This window comes from Delftia sp. UME58 (assembly GCF_014170385.1).
GTDB lineage: Bacteria > Pseudomonadota > Gammaproteobacteria > Burkholderiales > Burkholderiaceae_C > Comamonas > Comamonas acidovorans.
On the sequence record NZ_LZZV01000052.1, the window covers coordinates 398053 to 417964 of the forward strand.

Annotated in this window: 22 protein-coding genes; 12 read left to right on the top strand and 10 right to left on the bottom strand. The window is 70.5% G+C overall.

Translation table 11 applies throughout. The features are described from left to right. The first annotated feature begins 223 nt into the window (after nt 1–223). The gene (locus A9976_RS14820) at nt 224–1213 is read left to right on the top strand and encodes a tripartite tricarboxylate transporter substrate binding protein (protein ID WP_183019642.1); all 990 of its coding nucleotides are present in this window, start codon (nt 224–226) and stop codon (nt 1211–1213) included. Nucleotides 1214–1228: 15 nt separating this feature from the next. Here A9976_RS14820 and A9976_RS14825 read toward each other — a convergent pair whose 3' ends face one another. Further along, nucleotides 1229–1645, bottom strand: coding sequence for a tautomerase family protein (locus A9976_RS14825; protein ID WP_013800576.1), 417 nt, complete (start codon nt 1643–1645; stop codon nt 1229–1231). 49 nt (nt 1646–1694) lie between these two features. Then, entirely contained in the window at nt 1695–2498 is an 804-nt protein-coding gene (locus A9976_RS14830) for an SDR family oxidoreductase (protein WP_183019643.1), read from the bottom strand. 162 nt (nt 2499–2660) lie between these two features. On the opposite strand from A9976_RS14830, the gene A9976_RS14835 reads away from it, so the two are divergent. The 4 genes from A9976_RS14835 to A9976_RS14850 all read left to right on the top strand — a co-directional run bounded on the left by A9976_RS14835 (nt 2661) and on the right by A9976_RS14850 (nt 5687). Continuing rightward, the gene (locus tag A9976_RS14835) at nt 2661–3188 is read left to right on the top strand and encodes a helix-turn-helix domain-containing protein (RefSeq protein ID WP_183019644.1); all 528 of its coding nucleotides are present in this window, start codon (nt 2661–2663) and stop codon (nt 3186–3188) included. An 8-nt stretch (nt 3189–3196) separates the two neighbouring features. Beyond that, nucleotides 3197–4000, top strand: coding sequence for an AraC family transcriptional regulator (locus tag A9976_RS14840; protein ID WP_183019645.1), 804 nt, complete (start codon nt 3197–3199; stop codon nt 3998–4000). A gap of 93 nt (nt 4001–4093) precedes the next feature. Next, nucleotides 4094–4714, top strand: coding sequence for a GlxA family transcriptional regulator (locus A9976_RS14845; protein ID WP_183019646.1), 621 nt, complete (start codon nt 4094–4096; stop codon nt 4712–4714). Between the two features lie 13 nt (nt 4715–4727). Continuing rightward, nucleotides 4728–5687, top strand: a complete 960-nt coding sequence (locus A9976_RS14850; protein WP_235264268.1) for a DMT family transporter — start codon at nt 4728–4730, stop codon at nt 5685–5687. A 41-nt stretch (nt 5688–5728) separates the two neighbouring features. Here the strand turns inward: A9976_RS14850 and A9976_RS14855 are convergent, their stop codons facing one another. Beyond that, nucleotides 5729–6292, bottom strand: coding sequence for a fasciclin domain-containing protein (locus A9976_RS14855; protein WP_183019647.1), 564 nt, complete (start codon nt 6290–6292; stop codon nt 5729–5731). Nucleotides 6293–6520: 228 nt separating this feature from the next. On the opposite strand from A9976_RS14855, the gene A9976_RS14860 reads away from it, so the two are divergent. The 5 genes from A9976_RS14860 (at nt 6521) to A9976_RS14880 (ending at nt 11131) form a co-directional block, all read left to right on the top strand. After that, entirely contained in the window at nt 6521–7000 is a 480-nt protein-coding gene (locus tag A9976_RS14860; RefSeq protein ID WP_183019648.1) for a rhodanese-like domain-containing protein, read from the top strand. Between the two features lie 12 nt (nt 7001–7012). Further along, nucleotides 7013–7927: a serine O-acetyltransferase EpsC gene (gene epsC / locus A9976_RS14865; RefSeq protein WP_183019649.1), complete on the top strand. Its 915-nt coding sequence runs from the start codon at nt 7013–7015 to the stop codon at nt 7925–7927. Then, nucleotides 7924–8196: a helix-turn-helix transcriptional regulator gene (locus A9976_RS14870; protein WP_012207587.1), complete on the top strand. Its 273-nt coding sequence runs from the start codon at nt 7924–7926 to the stop codon at nt 8194–8196. Before epsC ends, A9976_RS14870 begins: the two co-directional genes overlap by 4 nt. Before the next feature lie 82 nt (nt 8197–8278). Next, on the top strand, nt 8279–9211 hold the full coding sequence (locus tag A9976_RS14875) for a family 2A encapsulin nanocompartment shell protein (RefSeq protein WP_013800566.1): 933 nt from the start codon (nt 8279–8281) through the stop codon (nt 9209–9211). A 12-nt stretch (nt 9212–9223) separates the two neighbouring features. Beyond that, on the top strand, nt 9224–11131 hold the full coding sequence (locus A9976_RS14880; protein ID WP_183019650.1) for a family 2A encapsulin nanocompartment cargo protein cysteine desulfurase: 1908 nt from the start codon (nt 9224–9226) through the stop codon (nt 11129–11131). Nucleotides 11132–11203: 72 nt separating this feature from the next. Here A9976_RS14880 and A9976_RS14885 read toward each other — a convergent pair whose 3' ends face one another. The 5 genes from A9976_RS14885 to A9976_RS14905 form a co-directional block, all read right to left on the bottom strand. Next, a complete protein-coding gene (locus A9976_RS14885) occupies nt 11204–12160 on the bottom strand; it encodes a tripartite tricarboxylate transporter substrate binding protein (RefSeq protein WP_183019651.1) in 957 nt (318 codons plus the stop codon). A gap of 44 nt (nt 12161–12204) precedes the next feature. Next, on the bottom strand, nt 12205–13200 hold the full coding sequence (locus A9976_RS14890) for a tripartite tricarboxylate transporter substrate binding protein (RefSeq protein WP_183019652.1): 996 nt from the start codon (nt 13198–13200) through the stop codon (nt 12205–12207). Nucleotides 13201–13264: 64 nt separating this feature from the next. Continuing rightward, nucleotides 13265–14305, bottom strand: a complete 1041-nt coding sequence (locus A9976_RS14895) for a hydroxyacid dehydrogenase (RefSeq protein ID WP_183019653.1) — start codon at nt 14303–14305, stop codon at nt 13265–13267. Continuing rightward, complete coding sequence (locus A9976_RS14900; RefSeq protein WP_183019654.1) at nt 14305–14982, bottom strand: RraA family protein; 678 nt, start codon at nt 14980–14982, stop codon at nt 14305–14307. Before A9976_RS14900 ends, A9976_RS14895 begins: the two co-directional genes overlap by 1 nt. Before the next feature lie 53 nt (nt 14983–15035). Further along, nucleotides 15036–16271 carry an alpha-hydroxy acid oxidase gene (locus A9976_RS14905; protein ID WP_183019655.1) on the bottom strand — a complete coding sequence of 412 codons (1236 nt, stop codon included), beginning with the start codon at nt 16269–16271 and terminating at the stop codon, nt 15036–15038. Between the two features lie 83 nt (nt 16272–16354). Between A9976_RS14905 and A9976_RS14910 the strand changes: the two genes are divergently transcribed. Further along, the gene (locus A9976_RS14910; protein WP_183019656.1) at nt 16355–17275 is read left to right on the top strand and encodes a LysR family transcriptional regulator; all 921 of its coding nucleotides are present in this window, start codon (nt 16355–16357) and stop codon (nt 17273–17275) included. Between the two features lie 75 nt (nt 17276–17350). Then, on the top strand, nt 17351–17545 hold the full coding sequence (locus A9976_RS14915; protein ID WP_183019657.1) for an oxidoreductase-like domain-containing protein: 195 nt from the start codon (nt 17351–17353) through the stop codon (nt 17543–17545). An 18-nt stretch (nt 17546–17563) separates the two neighbouring features. Here A9976_RS14915 and A9976_RS14920 read toward each other — a convergent pair whose 3' ends face one another. Together A9976_RS14920 and A9976_RS14925 are read right to left on the bottom strand one after the other, a co-directional pair. Further along, entirely contained in the window at nt 17564–18034 is a 471-nt protein-coding gene (locus tag A9976_RS14920) for a RidA family protein (RefSeq protein ID WP_183019658.1), read from the bottom strand. Nucleotides 18035–18083: 49 nt separating this feature from the next. Continuing rightward, on the bottom strand, nt 18084–19895 hold the full coding sequence (locus tag A9976_RS14925; RefSeq protein WP_183019659.1) for an acyclic terpene utilization AtuA family protein: 1812 nt from the start codon (nt 19893–19895) through the stop codon (nt 18084–18086). Nucleotides 19896–19912 lie beyond the last annotated feature (17 nt).

Here is a 19912-nt window from a genome sequence, read left to right on the forward strand (position 1 = left end):
GGAGGACGTTCGCGGGAGGACACGAAGTTAGGCCTCTCCCGCCCCGGCGCCAACGACGCATTGCGGATATGGATATGAGCTTTGGGCACTGCGCGCGCATGCGTGGGGCAAGCGTGACGCACGTTGTGCGGCAGCCGCATATGCATAGCCGCAATGCTTAGTTCACGCCACGCCAGGAGCCTCCCAGACTGCAGGCATCGACTCTCTGCACTCCGGCACCCCCATGATCCGCACCCCGTCCGCGCTGCGCGCACTGCTGCTTCCCCTGTTCTCCGCCCTGGCCCTGCACGCGCCGGCGGCCCTGGCCTCGGCCGACAGCTTTCCGAACAAGCCGGTGCGCATCATCGTGCCCGTGGCGCCCGGGGGCAGCGCCGACAAGCTCACGCGCACGCTGGCCGACAAGCTGGCCGCGCTGTGGGGCCAGTCGGTGGTGGTGGAGAACGTGGCCGGGGCCAGCGGCACCATCGGCGCGGCCAAGGTGGCCAAGGCGGCGCCCGACGGCTACACCCTGCTGCAGCAGGGCGAGGGCCTCACGCTCAACGGCCTGCTGTTCGCCCAGTTGCCCTACGACACGCAAAAGGCCTTCACGCCCATCATCAAGGCCGTGGTCAATCCGCAGGTGCTGGTGGTCAACCCCGGCACGGGCCTGAACACGCTGGGCGACTACCTGGCCCGCGCCAAGGCCAAGCCGCAAAGCATCAGCCTGGGCCTGCCCGGCAATGGCGGCATTGCCCATGTGGCGCATGAAATCCTCACGCAGGAGACGGGCGCCAAGGTCAACTACATCCCCTACCCGGGCGGTGGCCCGGCCTCGCTGGACGTGCTGGGCGGCCATACCGACGCCACGCTGATCACGCTGGCCGCCGTGACCGAGTACGTGCGCGCCGGCAAGCTGCGCGCCCTGGCCGTGACCACGTCCTACCGCTCCGACGCCCTGCCCCAGGTGCCCACCATGGCCGAGGCCGGCGTGCCCGGCTTCTCGGTGGAGAGCTGGCAGGGCTACTTCGCGCCGGCCGGCACGCCCGCGCCCATCGTCGCCAAGATCAACCGCGACCTGCAGACCGTGCTGCAGGCGCCTGATGTGCGCGCCCAGCTGGAGCACATGGGCTTCAAGGTGGCGGGCGGCTCCCCGGCCGACCTGGGCCAGAGCCTGCAAAGCGAGCGCCCGCGCTACGCCCGCGCGATCCAGTCGGCGGGGCTGTCGCTGCGCTGAGATGCAGGCAAGTCCTCAGAGGGGGGAGGGGCGATTGTCCAGGCGCCATTTCTCGCCCTCGGGCGTGCCCGGCACGGGCGGGCGCAGGCCCTGGATGCTCCAGAGGCTGAAGGGCGTCTCGTCCACATGCATCTCCCAGCGCAGGCCCCGGTCGGCGATGAAGGGGGACAGCTGCCGCCGCACGCCTTCCAGGAACCGTGTCTTGGTCTCCTCGTCGCGGATCTGCCGCGCGATATGGTCCACGGAGATGCGCACGAAATCATCTGCAGGCTCGCCGCCGATGAAGAACGAAGTGCGCGCGACGGCCTCGAACACCACGCCGACGTAAAAGCGCGGCAGGTCGCCGTAGACGGCCGTGATGCGCTGGGCAATGGCCTGTTTGTCTTCATCGCTGAAGGCGTTTTCGGGGTGGTAGATCTTCCACAGGGGCATGGTTTTCTCCGGGTGCAAGAGGGGCGGATGAAGAATAGGGGTCCGGTGCTCAGGAAGCCGCGGCCTCGGCAACTGCGTAGCGCGCCGCGGGCGTGCCGCCCTGCATGAGCGCCGAGACCAGGCGGGCGCGCGACGCGTCGAAGTCCTGCCAGGCGGCCATGTCCTGCAGCGTGGGAAAGCAGATGGCCTCGCCCTGGTCCAGCGCGGCCAGGGCCGTGTCCACCAGGGTCTCGGGCGACATGAACAGGTGCTCGGGAAACGGCGCGGGCTTGCCGCCGAAGAACTCGGAGCGCACCAGGCTGGGCATCACCGCCTGCACCATGACGCCGCTGGAGGCCAGCTCCGCCTGCAGCGAGCGCGTGAAGTTCAGCACATAGGCCTTGGAGGCGCCGTAGCCGGCGGCGCCCGGCACGGGCATGGCGGCCAGGATGGAGCCGATATTGATCAGCGTGCCCCGCCCGCACGTGGCGAACAGCCGCGCTGCCGCCAGCGACAGCCGCGTCAGCGCATGGATGTTGACCATGACCATGCGATCGACCTCGCCTGCATCCACCTGGGCGGCCGGGCCCAGGGCTCCCAGGCCTGCGCAGTTCACCAGCATGCGGATGTCACGCTCGCCCGACAGCAGCGCCGCCACGCGCTGCAGGCCGGCGGCGTCGGCCAGGTCGGCGGCCACCACCTCGACCTCGCGGCCGTGCGCGCTGCGCAGGCGCTGCGCCAGCGCCTGCAGCCGGTCTTCTCGGCGGGCCACCAGAATCAGGCCATGGCCCCTGGCGGCCAGGCGGTCGGCGTAGACGGCGCCAATGCCGGAAGAGGCGCCAGTGACGATGGCGGTGCCTTGATGCGTGCTCATGGGGGAAGTCCTTGCTTGGGTAAAGCGGTGGTTGAAAGTGGCTTCAACTATAAACTTCAATCATTAGAGTTACAAGCACGCAATCCACCTTTGCGGGCCGGGCTTGCGTTTTGCTGAGACACTCCAGGCCTGCGACAACCGCGAACACACAAGGGAAACCCCATGCGATCCAAGAGCTTCGAGGGCATGGCCTGCTCGATAGCCACCGCGCTGGAGGCCATAGGCGACCGCTGGGCCATGCTGGTGCTGCGCGACCTGATGCTGGGCCTGAGCCGCTATGACGACCTGAGAAAGTCCACGGACATCACCAATGCCACGCTGACCGACCGCCTGCGCCAGCTGGAGCAGACCGGCCTGGTCGAGCGCCGCCTCTACCAAAGCGGCCCGGACCGCTACGAGTACCTGCTCACGCCCAAGGGCCGCGACCTGTCCCTGGTGATCCAGGCGCTGGCCCAGGTCGGCGACCGGTGGCGCCTGCAGCAGCAGGCCCAGCCGCCCATGCGCTTTGTGCGTGCGCATTCGGGCACGCCCCTGCGGCTGGCGCTGGTGGAGGAGGAATCGGGCCAGAGCGTGCCCTTTTCCGAGCTGCGCGTGGAGGCCGGCCCCGGCGCGGACGACCTGACGCGCTGGCGGCTGTCCAAGCTGGCCGCGCAGGCCAGGACGCCGGCAGCGGCCCCCGGCGCGGATTGAGGCCGGCCATGGCCGCGCCCATACCCGGCAAGCGCCCGCAACGCGCCCTGACCTACCGCCGCCACTGCGCGCTGGGCGGCGTGGAAATCCTCAGCGGCCATGCGGTGCAGCACCGCTATCCGCGCCACTTCCACGACACCATGGGCATTGCCGTCATCCACGGCGGGCGCGAGCTGTGCTGGAGCCGGGGCGCCGAGCGCGAGTTCACGGGTGGCGATATCGCGCTGTTCAACGCGGGCGAGATCCACGACGGGCGCCCGGGCGGCGAGCAGGGCTGGACCTACGACATGCTGCATGTCGAGCCCGCCCGCATGCACGCGCTGCTGGGCGTGCGCGATGGCTGGTTCGACGCCGTCAGCCTGCGCGACCCGCAGACCCGGGCCTGCGCCCGGCAGTTGCTGCACGGCCCGCAGGACGGCCTGGCCGCCGACGAGGCCTTGCTGGCGCTGCTGCGCCGCGTGGTGCACAGCCCCGGCCGGCCGCATGCGCCCGATGGCGCCAGCGCGGCGCTGCTGCGCGAGTTCATCGATGCCCATGCGGACCAGGAACTGGGCGCCGCGCGTCTGGCCGCCGTCTGCGGACTCAGCCCCGAGCACGCCATCCGCAGCTTCAGCCGCCGCTACGGCATCACGCCCCATGCCTACCACCAGGCCCGCCGCGCCGAAAGCGCCCGCGGCCTGCTGCGCGGCACGCTGGCGCTGAGCGAGGTGGCACTGTCGCTGGGCTTCTACGACCAGAGCCATTTCTCCAACTGGTTCCGCCGCGCGCACGGCGTGGCGCCTTCGCAGTACCGCCAGGCCATGCGGCCCTGAGCAGCCTTGAGCGGCCCGGCCTGATCAATTCCGTCCAAGACCGCGCGCTGCGGCCTGCCTAAGCTGCCTCTCCTTGACAGACAGGAGTGGTGGATGAAGACCCGGACCGTTGGATTTTTCGTCTTTGATGGCGTGGTGCTGCTGGAGTTTGCAGGGCCTTTGCAGGTGTTCGACGTGGCCGCGCGCGTGGCCGTGCGGCGCGGGCTGGCGGCCTCGCCCCCGTTTCAGCCCGTGGTGATCAGCCGCAGCGGCGCCGCCGTGCGCACGCGCGAAGGCGTGGGCATCCAGGCGCAGGCCAGCCTGCAGGACCATCCCGCGCTGGACCTGGTGATCGTGGCCGGCGGCGCGCTGCAGGCCGAACTGGCCGCGCCCGAGGTCGCCGCCTGGCTGCGGCAGGTGGCCGGCAGCAGCGAGGTGACGGGCTCCGTCTGCGTGGGCTCCTTCCTGCTGGGGCGGGCAGGGCTCCTGGACCAGCGCGAGGCCACCACGCACTTCGAGGACACGGAAGACCTGCGCGCCATTGCGCCGGCCGCCCGCGTGAGCGCAGACAGGCTGTGGATCGATGAGGGTGCCATCGTCACCTCGGGCGGGTTTGCGGCAGGCATCGACATGGCCCTGCACCTGGTGGAACGCCTGCTGGGCGCGGAGGTCGCGGTCGAGACGGCGCGCCAGCTCGAATACCGGCGGCGCAATGCCGCCGACCGGCCAGCGTGACGGAGCCATGCGCATGAACGGCAAGACAAGCTACCTGGCGCTGCTGGCCGTGGGCGGGCTGATCCTGAGCCTGTCCGGCGTGGCCGTGGCTTTCAGCAGCATGGGCACCAGCGCCATGGGCTTTTACCGCATGCTGCTGGGCGGCCTGGGGCTGGCCGGCTTTGCCCTGTGGCGGGGCCTGCGCTGGCGCATGACGCGCCAGGCCCTGCTGTACGCCTGCCTGGCCGGCGCCGCGCTGGCGCTGGACCTGTACTGGTGGCACAAGAGCATACGCATGGTGGGGCCGGGCCTGGGCGCCATACTGACCAACTGCCAGTCGTTCTTTCTGGCGGGACTGGCCTGGGCGGTGTTCCGCGAACGGATCACGGTCGTCTACTTCGTGGCGCTGGTGCTGGCGGCCACCGGCATCCTCATGGTGTCGGGCGCGGGCCTGCCGGTGGCCGCAGGCCCGGATTCGGCGTCCGAACACTGGCTGGGCGTGGCCCTGGGCCTGGCCTCGGCGGCGGCCTATGCGCTGTGCGTGGTCTTCATCAAGAAGGGGCAGACCCCGCCGCATGCCACGCATCCGGCCGTCAACATGGCCGTGCTGTGCGCCGCCGCAGCGCCCTGCCTGCTGGCGGCAGCGTGGCTGGAGGGCGAGTCGCTGGCCATTGCCGGCGCGGCCGATTTCGGCACGCTGCTGCTGTATGGCCTGCTGGTGCAGGGCGTGGCCTGGCTCATGGTGAGCACGGCCGTGCCGCATGTGAAGGCCTCGCTGGCCGGCCTCATCCTGCTGGCCGAGCCCATAGGCACCTATGCCATCGACGTGCTGTTCTTCACCGCCCGGCCCACGCCGATGGCGCTGGCCGGCATGGCGCTGACGCTGGCAGCCATCTATGCGGGATCGACCTATGGCGGTGCGCCCTCCGGCGGAGCGCCCTCCGGCGGCGCGCCCGCAAGGCGCATGGCGAAGGCGCAAGGCTCCGGCCACTGACCATGGCGGCCAGCGGCCGGCCCGCTGGCCTGCTGCGCCGCTCACTTGGGCAGCAGCACCTTGTCGATCACGTGGATCACTCCGTTGGACTGGTAGACGTCGGGGATGGTCACCGTGGCCGTGCCGCCCTTTTCATCGGTCAGCATGATCCTGGAGCCGCTGGACTTGGCCACCAGCGTGCCGCCGCTGACGGTCTTGATGCTGGCCATGCCCTTGCCGTCCTTGATCATCTTGGACAGCGCGGCCGCATCCCACTTGCCGGCCACCACGTGGTAGGTCAGCACGGTGGTCAGCGTGCCCTTGTTCTCGGGCTTGAGCAGGGTGTCCACCGTGCCTGCGGGCAGGGCCTCGAAGGCGGCATTGGTGGGCGCGAACACGGTGAACGGACCCGGGCCCTTGAGCGTATCGACCAGGCCCGCCGCCTTGACGGCTGCGACCAGGGTGGTGTGGTCCTTGGAGTTGACGGCGTTGTCGATGATGTCCTTGGACGGCAGCATGGGTGCGCCGCCCACCATCACATCGGCCATGGCGGCCACGGAGGCAGCCGACATCACGATGGCCAGGCCGAACGAGGCCAGCTTGCGGGTGTTTTGAATCGAGACCATGGAATGCTCCTAGCGGGTTGATGACAAGCCGAACGATTACGGCTGATCTGGATACGCAGCGGGGCGGGGTCTGGATTCAAGAAAAGCGGACACCGCCGCGCGGCCATGCCGTTTGTTTAGACGTTTTGCTTCTTTAAAACCCAGTTTTCATTCGTTGTTGCCCGTTGGCGAAGTTCTTAGATTGGTGCCTATAGCCACCAACCGCGAAACCTCCGCAAGGACGACGACATGACAGCCCCCACTTTGGAAACCACCCTGCCCCAGGCCCTGGAGGAGGCGCAGGAACACGCCCGCGCACAGGGGCTGGGCCACGCAGGCGGCGTGCGCCCGCCCGTGGCCTGGGCGCTGGTGCAGGCCGGCCAGGCCGTGCTGGTCGATGTGCGCACGGCCGAGGAACGCAAGTTCGTCGGCCAGGTGCAGGGCACCCTGCACGTGCCTTGGGCCACGGGCACGGCGCTGACGCGCAACCCGCGCTTTGCCCGCGAGCTGGAGGCGCGCCTGGCCCCGCACGGCGGCAAGGAGGCCGTGGCCCTGCTGCTGTGCCGAAGCGGCAAGCGCTCGGTGCTGGCGGCCCAGGCGGCCGCACAGGCCGGGTTCGCCCATGTGTTCAACGTGCTCGAAGGCTTCGAGGGCGAGATCGATGCCTTGCAGCAGCGCGGCAAGAGCGATGGCTGGCGCTTCCACGGCCTGCCCTGGATTCAAGACTGAAGGAGCACGCAGATGGCCAGTTTCGACATTGCCGGACTCACCCAGAACCTGCATGCGGCGCGCCGCGAATGGCGCGAGGCGCACGGCCGCACCCAGGAGCCCGGGGCGCGCGAGTTTCCCTCGCGCGATGCGCTTGCCACCCTTATCGACCAGCTCAAGGCAGCCCTGTTCCCCATGCGCCTGGGGCCGCACGACCTGCGCCAGGAGAGCGAGGACATCTTCGTGGCCCACCAGCTGGACTCGGCCCTGCACGCGCTGCTGGGCCAGATACGGCTGGAGCTGCGGCTGTCCGCGCCCCACACGGCAGCGGGCGCCGACGCCATGGCGCTGGACATCGCACGCGCCTTTGCCGAGGCCCTGCCCCAGATCCGCCGCCTGCTGGACAGCGATGTGCTGGCCGCCTTCCAGGGCGATCCCGCCGCGCGCAGCGTGGACGAGGTGCTGCTGTGCTATCCGGGCGTGCTGGCCATGATCCATCACCGCCTGGCCCACCAGCTGTACCTGCTGGAGCAGCCGCTGCTGGCGCGCATCGTGGCCGAGCTGGCCCATGCGCAGACGGGCATCGACATCCATCCGGGCGCGAAGATCGGGAGGGGCTTTTTCATGGACCACGGCACGGGCGTGGTGATCGGAGAGACCGCCGTGATCGGTGAACGCGTACGGCTGTACCAGGCCGTCACCCTGGGCGCCAAGCGCTTTCCCACCGATGAGCACGGCCATCTGCGCAAGGGCCTGGCGCGCCATCCGGTGGTGGAGGACGACGTGGTCATCTACGCGGGCGCCACCATCCTGGGCCGCGTCACGCTGGGGCGTGGCGCGGTCATCGGCGGCAATGTCTGGGTGACCGAGGACGTGCCGCCCGGCGCCCATGTCACCCAGGCCCATGCGCGCGAGCACGCGCAGCAGCCCCGGGAGGTGGCCCTATGAGCACCCGGCTTGTCACCAGCTTCGGCATTGCCGTGCGCCAGGCGCGCGAGGCCCATGGCTGGTCGCAGGAGCGGCTGGCCGAGCACTCGGACCTGAACCGCTCCTACGTGGGCGAGATAGAGCGCGGCCGCGTCATCGCCTCGCTGCTGACCGTGGAGAAGCTGGCCGTCTCGCTGGGCGTGCAGCCCTCGGCCCTGGTGATGCGCGGCGAAACCGTGGCCCACGACCAGCTGGTGCGCGGCCTGCGCTTGGCGGCTATAGCATGTTGAAGACATGTGCGCGGGCCGGGACACTGGCCCTGTTTCCTTCCTTCCCCTTCCCTTTTTCCTGAACTGATCACGGAGTCTGCACATGTCGGCAACAGTGGGCGGCACGACCGCGCTAGGCGACAACGCCGCGCGGCAACTGGCCAACGCAACCAAAACCGTTCCCCAGCTTTCGACCATCAGCCCGCGCTGGCTGACGCACCTGCTGCAATGGTCGCCGGTGGAGGCCGGCATCTACCGCCTCAACCGCGTCAAGAACCCGGAGGCCATCAAGGTCACCTGCACGGCCAAGCAGGAAGACAACCAGCTGCCGCGCACCTATGTGGACTACGAGGAGCAGCCGCGCGAGTACTTCCTCAACGCCGTCTCCACCATCCTGGATGTGCACACGCGCATCTCCGACCTCTACAGCAGCCCGCATGACCAGATCAAGGAACAGCTGCGCCTGACCATCGAGACCATCAAGGAGAACCAGGAAAGCGAGCTGATCAACAACCCCGACTACGGCCTGCTGGCCCAGGTCACGGACGAGCAGCGCATCTTCCCGCTGACCGGCGCGCCCACGCCCGACGACCTGGACGAGCTGCTGACCAAGGTCTGGAAGGAACCCGCCTTCTTCCTGACCCATCCGCTGGCCATTGCCGCCTTCGGCCGCGAGGCCACGCGCCGCGGCACGCCGCCGCCCACGGTCAGCCTGTTCGGCTCACAGTTCATCACCTGGCGCGGCATTCCGCTGATCCCCTCGGACAAGGTGCCCGTGGCCGATGGCAAGAGCAAGATCCTGCTGCTGCGCGTGGGCGACAAGCGCCAGGGCGTGGTCGGCCTGTACCAGCCCGGCCTGCCGGGCGAGCAGAGCCCAGGCCTGTCGGTGCGCTTCATGGGCATCAACAACCATGCCATCGCGTCCTACCTGATCTCGCTGTACTGCTCGCTGGCCGTGCTCACGCCCGACGCGCTGGCCGTGCTCGACGATGTCGAGATCGGCAAGTACCACGACTATCCCGACACCTACAAGTAAAGAGGCCGGGCGTTGACCGTGTCTGCAATCACCTCCATGGCGCCCCAGGCGCCCTTCGACCCCGAGGCGCTGGCGCGCATGGCCAACGCCCTGTTCTCCGCCGCACCGGGATCGGCTCCTGCCCTGCCGGGTCTTCCGGGTCTTCCCGGCCTGCCTGCCGGCGTGCAGGCGCCCGTGAACGTGGCGCCGCCCGGCTCGCCGCTGGCCAGCCCCGCAGGCCTGGGCCCCGGCGTGCCGGGCACGCCCATCCCGCAGGGCGTGGCGCCGGGCAGCAACCTGCTGCCGGCATCGCCCGCGCCGCTGGCCTCGCTGGCCCACCGCGCGCCCGCGCTGCTGCCCCATGCCCAGGCAGGCAACGGCGTGCCCGACCATGTCGTGAGCGCCCTGCCCGCCTACGAGCCGCGCCTGGGATCGCAGGTGCTGGGCGTGCCCCAGCGCCAGGGCGATCCGCTGGATGCGCTGGCCGCGCTCCCGTTCACGGCACCTGCGGCACCTGCGGCACCTGCGGCACCCGCCGTGCCGCGCATCGGCGTGCCCACCGAAGGGCCCGGCATTGCGTCCACCGTGCCTTCGGCCGAGCCGCGCTTTTACTTTGTCGATCCCGTGGTGCTGCCCGCCGGCTACACCACGCCGGCCCATCCGCTGCAGCGCCAGCAGGCTTCACAGGGGACAAGGCATGGAGCGGCCGGCGTGCAGGCGCCCTTCGACGTGCATGCCGTGCGCCGGGACTTTCCCATACTGTCCGAGCGCGTCAACGGCCGCCCGCTGGCCTGGCTGGACAACGCGGCCACCACGCACAAGCCGCGCGCGGTGATAGAGCGCATCCGCCACTTCTACGAACACGAGAACTCCAACATCCACCGCGCAGCCCATGAACTCGCTGCCCGCGCCACCGACGCCTACGAGGGCGCGCGCGAGCGCGTGCGCCGCTTCATCAACGCGCCCGACGTGAACGAGGTCATCTTCGTGCGCGGCACCACCGAGGCCATCAACCTGGTGGCCAAGAGCTGGGGCTGGCAGCATGTGGGCGAGGGCGACGAGATCATCGTCTCCCACCTGGAGCACCACGCCAACATCGTGCCCTGGCAGCAGCTGGCGGCCGCCAAGGGCGCGAAGATCCGCGTGATCCCGGTGGACGACTCGGGCCAGGTGCTGATCGATGAATACCGCAGGCTGCTGAACCCGCGCACGAAGATCGTCTCCGTCGCCCAGGTCTCCAACGCGCTGGGCACGGTCGTGCCCGTGCAGCAGATCGTGGAGCTGGCCCACCAGGCGGGCGCCCGGGCCCTGGTCGATGGCGCGCAGTCGGTCTCGCACATGGCCGTGGACGTGCAGGCCATCGGTGCGGACTTCTTCGTGTTCTCGGGCCACAAGGTCTTCGGTCCCACGGGCATCGGCGTGGTCTGGGGACGGCGCGAGGTGCTGGAGGACATGCCGCCCTGGCAGGGCGGCGGCAACATGATTGCCGACGTGACCTTCGAGAAAACCGTCTACCAGCCCCTGCCCAACACCTTCGAGGCCGGCACCGGCAACATTGCCGACGCCGTGGGCCTGGGCGCCGCCATCGACTACGTGCAGGCCCTGGGCATGGAGCGCATCGCGCGCTACGAGCACGATCTGCTGCAGTACGGCACGCAGGCGCTGGCGCCCATCCCCGGCCTGCGCCTGATCGGCACGGCGGCCGACAAGGCCAGCGTGCTGTCCTTCGTGCTCAAGGGCTGGACCACGGCCGAGGTGGGCGAGGCACTCAACGCCGAAGGCATCGCCGTGCGCACCGGCCACCACTGCGCCCAGCCCATCCTGCGGCGCTTCGGCGTGGAGACCACCGTGCGGCCCTCGCTGGCCTTCTACAACACCACCGAGGAAATCGACCGGCTGGCGGCCGTGGTGCAGGGGCTGGCAGCGCGAAGAAGAGGCTGAGAGAAGGGGCTGAGACCGGGCCTTCCCTTGCTCCAGCCCGATCCAGCCCGCACCAGAGCGCACCAGCCCCTCCTACTCCGCCCGCGCCCCCGACACCCGCACCTGCTCGGCCGCCACCGGCATCTGCTCGCGCACGAAGCGCCAGAACGCGTCCACGCCCATGGGCTGGACGGGCAGCGAGCCCTGCTCGACGAACTGCTTTTGCACCTCGGGATTGCGCAGCGCCGTGGCCAGTGCGCCGTTCAGGCGCTCCAGCGCCGCGCGCGGCGTGCCGGCCGGGGCGACCAGGCCGTACCAGGAGTCGGTGTAGAAGCCCTTGACGCCTGCTTCCTCGAACGTCGGCACCTCGGGCAGGGCCGGCAGGCGCTGGCGCGAGGCCACGGCCAGGGCGCGCAGCTTGCCCGAGCGGATGAAGGGGATGGCGCCCGTGGTGAGCACGAAGTCCACGCGGCCCGCCATCAGGTCGGTCATGGCCGGGGCCGTGCCCTTGTAGGGGATGTGGGTGACATCCACGCCCGTGAGCTGCTTGAAGCTGGCGCCCGCCAGGTGCTGGCTGGAGCCCACGCCGCCCGAGCCGTAGTTGAGCTGGCCCGGCCTGGCGCGCGCCGCCTCCAGCAGATCGTTGACCGAGCGCAGCGGCGAGGCCACGGGCACCAGCAGCACGCTGGGCGAGGTGGTGATCATGCCGATGGGCGCGAAGTCCTTGAGCGGGTCATGGTTGAGCCGGGCGTAGAGCGCGGAGTTCAGGCCGTGCGAGGCCACGGTGGCCAGCATGATGGTGTTGCCATCGGGCCTTGCGCGGGCCGCCGCATCGCTGCCCAGGTTGCCGCCCGCGCCGGCCCGGTTGTCGATGGTGATGGGCTGGCCCAGGGCCTCGCTCATGCGCGTGGCCGCCAGCCGCGCCACATTGTCGGAGGGGCCGCCCGCAGGCCAGCCCACGATGAGGGTGATGGGGCCTTGCGCCAGGGCGGGCAGGGCCAGCGTGCACAAGGTGAGCGCAGCCAGGCTGCGGCGCGACAGAGGGGTCATGGCAGTCGTCCTTGTCCATTCAAAGGTTTGCATGGCCAGGGCCTTCAGGGCTTGCCGTCCTGCCAGGGCATTTCGGTCCAGAGCTTGCGAAAGCCGGCCTCGGTGCGCTCCAGCTCGGCCGCGTAGGCGGGCGGCGCCAGGTAGCGCAGCGGCGCGTACATGGCCTCGGCCTGCTGCCTGAACTGCGGGTCGGCCGCGATGGCGGCCACGGCATCGACCAGCTTTTTGCGCACGCCTTCGGGCAAGCCCTTGGGCGCGGCCAGGCCGCGCAGGGAGGCCAGCTCGATATCGATGCCCTGCTCCTTGAACGTAGGCACCTGGGGCGCCAGCGAGCTGCGCGCGGCCGACATCTGGCCCAGCAGGCGGATGGGAGTGCCGCCCTTCTGGTAGGCCAGCACCTCGCCCACGTTGATGGCGCCGATGGTGATCTGCTGGCCCGTGGCGGCGGCGCGCACCTCGCCCGCGCCCTTGTAGGGCACATGGGTGAGCTGCGTTCCGGTGGCCTTGGCGAAGAGCAGCATGGCGAGGTGGTCGTCCGAGCCCGTGCCCGTGGTGCCCACGGTCACGGCGCCGGGGTTGGCCCGGGCGTAGGCGGCCAGGCCCGCCAGCGTGGTGATGGCGTTGCTGTTGTGGATGGCAAAGCCTCCCGGGTCGTCCACCAGGTTGCCCAGCAGGTCGTACTGGCTCCAGTGAAAGCTGCTCTTGCGCTCGATGGGGATGGTCAGCACGTTGGGCGTGTTGATGAAGCCGATGGTGTAGCCATCCGGCCTGGCCCGCGCCAGTTCGCCAAAGCCGATGCCGCCGCCCGCGCCGGGGCGGTTGAGCACGACCACGCTGCCGCCCAGCTTCTTTTCCAGATGGCGGGCCAGCAGCCGCGCCACCAGGTCGGTGCCGCCGCCGGGCCCGTAGGCCACGATCATCTCGATGTTGCGCGAGGGATAGGGGGCCTCGCCCTGAGTCTGGGCCTGGGACAGGGCCGGCAGCGCCATGCAGGCGGCGGCCAGGCCTGCGCACAATGCGCGCCTTGCTTGCTGTGTCATCTTTGTCTCCTCGGTAGCCCTTTGCAGAGGCCTGCGGGCTTTGCTTGTGGTTGCTGGACAGGGATCAACGGGACGGGAACAGGGTCCGGGCGATGCGCTCGCGCGCATGCGGCCAGACCTCGGGATTGACCAGGCGCGCGGGCCGCTGGCCGTCGGCCAGCAACTGCACGATCTGGGTGGCGGCCAGCTCGGCGTTGTTGCGCCGTGCCTCGTGCGTGACGCCGGCGGTGTGGAAGGTGGACACCACCTGGGGCAGGGCCAGCAGCGGATGGGAGGCGGGCGGCGGCTCCTGGTCCCAGACATCCAGCCCCGCGCCCGCCAGGTGGCCGCTGGCCAGGGCGGCGTGCAGGGCGGCCTCGTCATGGATGCCGCCGCGCGCCGTGCTCACGAAGATGGCGCCCGGCTTCATGGCCGCAAAGGCAGCGGCGTCCATCAGCCCCAGCGTGGAGGCATCGCGCGGGCAGTGCAGGGAGACGATGTCCGCGCGCTGCAGCAGCTCGTCGAAGCCGACGGCCTCGGCCCCGCGCGCCGCCAGGCCGGCGGCGTCATAGGCCGGGTCGCAGCCGATCACCTGCATGCCGAAGGCCCGGCCCAGGGCCGCGACGCGGCTGCCGGCCTCGCCCACGCCCACCAGGCCCAGGGTGCGGCCGCGCAGCTCGTGGCCCATGACGTCTTCCCGGCTGAAGCCCCGGCCCGGGGCGCGCAGCAGGCGGTCGGATTCGTTGATGCGGCGCAGCACGGACAGCATCAGCCCGATGGCCATCTCGGCCACCGAGTCCGCATTGCCGCCCGACTGGTTCATCACGGCCACGCCGGCGCGCGTGCAGGCCTCGATATCGATGGTGTCGCAGCCCGAGCCGCTGGAAGATACCGCCAGCAGATCGGGGCAGCGCGCCAGCAGGTCCGCCGTGGCGAACCAGTGGCGCGGCAGCTCGTCCTTGGCGGCCGTGATCTGGTAGACCCGGGCGCCGGCAAGGGCCTGCCAGGCGGCGGCATCGTCGCCCTCGCGCCGGCAGGTGACCAGTTGCACGCCAGGCGCGGCCGAGACGATGCGGTCGAAGGCCGCATCCAGCCAGTAGTCGAAACGGACAACGCGATGGTCCATCACAGCACCCCCTTGGCGGCCAGCGTGCGCGCCACCCAGGAGCGGTCGGCACGGCCTGCGGCAATGGCGGCGAGCACGTCGGCCTCGTCGCGCTGTATGGCCTCCACGCGGTCGGCAATGGCGGCGGCCTCGCCGGCGGGCACGGCCAGCAGGCCGTCGCCGTCGCCCAGGATCAGGTCGCCGGGGTGGACGACCATGCCGTCGATGCTGACGGGCACATGCAGCTCGCCGGGTCCGTCCTTGTAGGGGCCACGGTGCGAGACGCCGCGCGCATACACGGGCAGGCCGTGCTGGCCGATGGTGTCGCTGTCGCGGATCAGCCCGTCGATGACGATGCCGGCCGCGCCGCGCGCCATCATCAGCGCCAGCATGATCTCGCCGATGATGGCGTTGGGCCCGGCGCCGCCCGCGTCCACCACGATCACGTCGCCGGGGCCGCAGATGTCGATGGCCTGGTGCACCATCAGGTTGTCGCCGGGCCGCGTGCGCACGGTCAGCGCACGGCCCGCCAGCGGCCCCTGGCGGCGATGGAAGGGCCGCAGCGCCGAGGTGCCCGTGGTGCGGCTCATGGCGTCGCTGACATTGGCGACCGGAAAGCCGCGGTAGCGCTGCAGCAGCGCATCGCCAAGGGCGGCCTCGGGCCGGGCGTGGATATGGAATCCGGGAATCTTGCTCACTGCTGTGTCTCCGTCTGTGTCTGTTGTCTGTGTCGATACCGTTGTCTTGCCGCTCAGAACGCATCCCAGGCCTGCGCGTGGCGCACGCAGGCCGGCGTGACCTGGTCCAGGCGCGTGGCGCCCAGCATGGCCATGTCGCGCAGCACCTCCTCGCGCAGCAGGGCCATGGCGTGGGTCACGCCCGCCGGTCCGGCCACCGAGGCCGCGTAGTTGAAGGGCCGGCCCACGAAGACGCAGCGCGCGCCCAGGGCCAGGGCCTTGAGCACGTCGGTGCCCCGGCGCACGCCGCTGTCCAGCATCACCGGCAGGCCGGGCACGGCGCGCACGATGCCGGGCAGCACGCGCAGCGGTGCCACGGCGCCGTCGAGCTGGCGCCCGCCGTGGTTGGAGACGATGAGGCCGTCGGCGCCATGGTCGCGCGCCAGCACGGCGTCTGCGGCCGAAAGAATGCCCTTGACCACCAGTTGCCCCTGCCAGCGCCGGCGGATGGCGGCCAGATGCGGCCAGGCCAGGTGGGAGCGGTCCGAGAAATCGCGCATCACGCTGGCCGACAGGATGGGCGCGCCCCGGTGCGCATAGTTGTTCTCGAAATGCGGCATGCCGTGGCGCCACAGGGTCTTGAGAAAGCTGCCGAACAGCCAGCGCGGATGGCTGATGCCCTGCCAGGCCAGGGCCGGTCCGGGCCGCAGCGGCGTGGAGAAGCCGGCGCGCACATTGTTCTCGCGGTTGGCGGCCACGGGCGTGTCCACCGTGATCACCAGGGTCTGCACGCCGGCGGCGGCCACGCGGTCCAGCAGCGCATCGATCTGGCCCTGGTCGCCCGGCAGGTAGGCCTGGAACCAGGTGTGGGGCGCGGCCGCCATCACCTCCTCCAGCCGGATCAGCGAGGAGCCGCTCATGATGGCCGGCACGCCCGCCTGCTGTGCAGCCCGGGCCAGCACCAGGTCGCCCCGGTAGGCCGACAGCGCGGCAATGCCCATGGGCGCCACGCCGAAGGGCGCGCCGTAGCGGCGCCCGAACAGCTCGAAGGAGGGATCGCGCTGCGCCACGCCCACCAGCGCGCGCGGCACGAAGGCCAGCTCGGCAAAGGCGCGGCGGTTGTCCGCCAGCGAGGCGTTGTCCTCCACCGCGCCGCTGATGTAGGCATGGATGGGGCGCGGCAGGTGCCGCCGCGCCAGCCGCTCGAAATCATCGAGCGACAGCACCTGGCGCAGGCGGCGCGGCGGCCGGGCCGAGGCTGGCGCGGCGGCTGCGGGAGCGGTGGCGGAGGGGACGGTGTTGGCACGCATTGCCGGCCAATGTAGAAGGGCCCAATCGCAAAGAAAAGCGAAATAAATAGGAATCGATATTTCGATTTTGGAAGAATGTCGCCATGACCCTCAAACAGCTCGAAGCCTTCTACTGGGCTGCCACCTGCCTGAACTTCAGCGTGGCCGCCGACCGCGTGCACCTGTCGGTCTCATCGCTGTCCAAGCGCATTGCGGAGCTGGAGGCCTCGCTGGGCGTGCAGCTGTTCGACCGCAGCGGCCGCGCCGCCGAACTCACGCCCCAGGGCGAGCAGTTGCTGCCGCGCATCCGCGAGCTGCTGCACGGCGCCGCCGAGCTGCGCGAGGCGGCAGGCCGCAGCGTGGGCCTGCAGGGCCGCTGCCGCATCGGCTTTGGCGAACTCAGCGGCCTGACCTGGCTGCCCCGGCTGGTGCAGAAGGTGGCCGAGCTGCACCCCGACCTGCAGCTGGAGCCCCACGCCGACATCGGCCAGGTGCTGGAGCAGCGCATCGTCGATGGCGAGCTGGACTGCGTGGTCATTGCCGGGCCGTCCTCGCGCAGCAGCCTGGCCTTCGAGCAGGTCGCCCAGGTGCGCTTCGTCTGGGCCGCCAGCGACGAGTTCATCGCCCGCGCCGGCACCGGCCTGCCCCGGCGCCTGGTGCGCGAGCAACTGATGATCGCCCTGCCCACCGGCTCGGGCGCCACGCGCACGCTGGACGACTGGCTGGGCCGCCACGGCCTGGCCGTGCAGCGGCGCCTTTCCTGCAACAGCTGGGGCGCCGTGGTGGGCATGGTGGTGGACGGCCTGGGCTTCACCTACATGCCCGAGCAATGGGCGCTGGCCCTGCAGCAACGCGGCCGCCTGCGCGTGCTGGACGGCAGCGCCGAGGCCGCAAAGCACAGCGCGCTGGCCCCGCTGACCTACACCGTGCAATGGCGCCGCGACGATGCCCGGCCGCTGATCACGGAGATGCGCGAGATCATCCGCAGCGTGATCGATTTCCCGGCGCCGCGCTGTTTGAGTTGAGCTTGCACCCTGGAGCGCCCATGCCTTTGACCCGCACGCAGCAGCCACGGATGGAGCTGCTGGACAATCGAGCCCATGACCACCGCGCCGATTCCAGATTCCGCCGACCCCATGCCCCAGCCGCCCGAGCAGCCCGACCTGGACGCCTGCTGCGGCAATGGCTGCGACCCCTGCATCTTCGACAGCTATGACCTGGCCATGGATGAATACCGCCAGGCGCTGCGTGCCTGGAAGGCGCGCCAGGAGATTGCGGCCGGGGGCCAGGGATAGCTGCAGGGGCTGGCGCGATCAGTCCACGCGGGCGATCAGGTCCAGCTCCACGGCCGCGCCCTTGGGCAGCTGCAGCACGCCCACCGAGGTTCGGCTGTGCGCACCCACGGGGCCCAGCACCCGGGCGATGAGGTCGGAGGCGCCGTCGGCCACCTCGCTTTGCTGGGTGAAATCAGGGGCCGAGCGCACATAGACCGTGATCCGTGCAATGGCGCGCACGGCATCGAGCGAGCCGGCCGCGCGCTGCACGAAGGCCAGGGCGCGCATGGCGCAGACGGCGGCGGCCGTTCTGGCCGATGCCAGGTCGATCCCGGCGCCGACCGTCCCCACGTAGAGCACTTCATCGCCCACGCGGGGAATCTGCCCGCTGACGAACAGCTGCTGGCCGTCGCGCACCACGGGCGCGTAGTTGCCGCCGATCTTGATCTCGCCGTCGAAGCGGTGGCCCAGTTCAAGGGCTGCCTGGGCGAAGCGTTGGTCTGCTGTCATGCTGCGTCATCCGTAAGGGGAAAACGCCAGTCTATGCGCTGCGCCTGCTTCAGCGCACGCCATCCGCCAGGGAGCGCGGCACGCGCACCGGCATGGCCAGCAGGATCTGGGCATTGCCCTTGCCCAACGGGTCAAAGCGCGGTGAGGCCGGGCCGCCGCCGGCCAGGGCCTGTTCGATCACCAGGTTCATGGATGCCGTGCCCGGCAGCCAGTAGCGCCGCACGGGGCCCCGGGCCAGGTGGGAAAACCAGGCCAGCACGGCCTCGGGCGTGAGCCGGGCCCACAGCAGCGGCAGCCATTCGGGGCGGCGCGCGATGACGCCGATGTTGGCGATGTCGCCCTTGTCGCCGCTGCGCGCCCAGGCAAGGCGTATCAGCGGCAGTTCCACCTGTTCCTCGTGCGGATCGACCCAGGACGGAGGCTGCGCAGGCGGACTTGCAGGCCCTGTGTTCTGCACGGATGGCCCGCCGGTGCGCACCGCCACGCCGGTCTGCGCGCCTTCCATGCGCACGCAGACGGGAACCAGGGCCTTGTCGAGCAAAAAGGAAAAGGGCTTGATCAGCGGCGAGGGAGACGGCCTGCCCAGCGACGGCCCCGTGGTGCCCGGCGACCACGAGGTGCCGGCCGGAGCGATCTCGCGCGCAAAGATCTCCAGGGCCTGTTTCTGCGCATGGTCGGCGACGATGCGCACCAGTACCTCGCGGCTGCAGGCCTGCATGCCGCCTGCCCCCTGAGGGCCGGCCAGGGTGCCGGCGCCCAGCAGCTCCACGGCCGTGCGCGTGAAGGGCGGCAGGCCGGCTGCATGCAGGATGCGCCCGGTGCGCTCTATGACGGCCTCACCCGTGCGCCGTGCCTTGGCCGCCGCGTCCAGGCCGATGAGGGCCAGCAGGCCCGCGCAGCGGTATCCGTCGAGCTGCGTGGCCGATACCTTGTAGCTGCCCGTGGGCGCACGGCCCCGCGCGCCGCTCACGCGCACCCGTTGGGCATCCATCTGTTCGATGCGCACCTGGCGGAAGTCGCAGCACACGTCGGGCAGCAGGTAGGCGCCGGGGTCGCCTACCTCGTAGAGCATCTGCTCGGCCACGCAGGCGCTGTCGATCAGGCCGCCCGTGCCCGGCGGCTTGGTGAGTTCGAAGCTGCCGTCGGCAGCGCACTCCACGACGGGATAGCCGATGCCGGGCCAGTCCGGCACGCGCTGCCAGTCGGTGAAGAGGCCGCCCGTGGCCTGACAGCCGCATTCGATGATGTGGCCTGCCAGGCTGCCGCCCGCGAGGCGGTCATGGTCGGTATCGCTCCAGCCGAATTCGTGCATGAGCACGCCCAGGGTCACGGCGCTGTCCACGCAGCGCCCCGTGATCACGATGTCGGCGCCCTGCGCCAGCGCCCGTGCCACGGGTGTGGCGCCCAGATAGGCGTTGGCGCTGAGCACCTGCTCCGGCAGCGGCTCCCCCGTGAACATGTCGCGCACGCCCTGCTCCCGCATCGCGGGCAGCAGTGCCGCCACGTTGTCGCCCTCGACCACGGCGATGCGCGGGCGCAGTCCCATCGACTCGGCCAGCACCTGCAGCGCGTCGGCGCAGCCCTGGGGGTGGATGCCGCCGGCGTTGGACACCACCTTGATGCCGCGGCGCAGGACCTCGGGCAGCACCTGGGCCATGGCGCTGTCCACGAAGTCGGTCGCATAGCCCATGGCAGGATTCCTGGCCCGGGCCGCGGCCAGGATGGCCATGGTGGTCTCGGCCAGGTAGTCGAACACCAGGTAGTCGATGCCGCCCGAGTCCACGAGCTGGGGCGCGCCCACTTTGCTGTCACCCCAGAACCCCGAGGCGCCGCCGATGCGCACGGTCTTTTGCCCATTCATTTGCTGTCTCCCCATGC